The sequence below is a fragment of the Flammeovirga agarivorans genome (assembly GCF_012641475.1).
In the GTDB taxonomy this organism is placed as follows: domain Bacteria; phylum Bacteroidota; class Bacteroidia; order Cytophagales; family Flammeovirgaceae; genus Flammeovirga; species Flammeovirga agarivorans.
In genome coordinates this window covers 1-721 of record NZ_JABAIL010000079.1, presented here as the reverse complement: position 1 = coordinate 721, position 721 = coordinate 1, and the positions used below count along the sequence as shown (strand labels likewise).

General features: G+C 32.0%; 1 protein-coding gene. It reads right to left on the bottom strand.

Annotation, left to right across the window (positions count from 1 at the left end; translation table 11 throughout):
* Positions 1–72: 72 nt before the first annotated feature.
* A complete protein-coding gene (locus tag HGP29_RS28325; protein WP_168885824.1) occupies positions 73–690 on the bottom strand; it encodes a TrmH family RNA methyltransferase in 618 nt (205 codons plus the stop codon).
* Positions 691–721 lie beyond the last annotated feature (31 nt).

Here is a 721-nt window from a genome sequence, read left to right as displayed (position 1 = left end):
TAACGTGATGGCTAAACTATGTGAGAGGGTGCGTCACCCGATACATGGAGTTTTAGCTGGTGTTGGGTATAGTTATTTCTTTAAACCTACTTTTTTAAGCCGTTTTGCAATTTTACTCTGCTTGAATAAACGTCTTTGTTTAGTAATTTCATACATCACAATTCCTGTGGAGGTACCTAAATTTAAGCTTTCAATAATACCATACATTGGGATATTTATACAAGCTACACTATTTTCTACAGCCTCTTCGCTTATACCTCTAGATTCATTTCCAAACCAAACTGCTAGTTTCATTTTTGTATATTTACCTTCATGCAAAACAAAATTTTTCTTCCCTTTTATGTGAGGAGAAGTAACCATTGATTTAAAACCTTTTTTATCCAAATGTGCAAGACACTCTTTTGTTGAATTAAAACGTTTTACAAAAGACCATTTTATTGCTGAAGCTGACTTCTTTGTTAAAGTCACATCTAATCTCATTTCTTGCCAGTCATCAGGAATTTTATTTCTACTATCTACAACATAAAGTTTTTCAACTCCCAAAGCATTGATGTTACGTATTGTTTCACCAATATTTTTAAGGTCCATTGGTTCTTCCAATACTGCAATTAAGTTTTTACATCTAAACTCTTTAATACTATCAGCTTTTACTCTTAATGAGCTTTTATTTTCATTATGCTTGCTTTCCATTTAGTTTATCTTTTCCCAATTATACCCAACG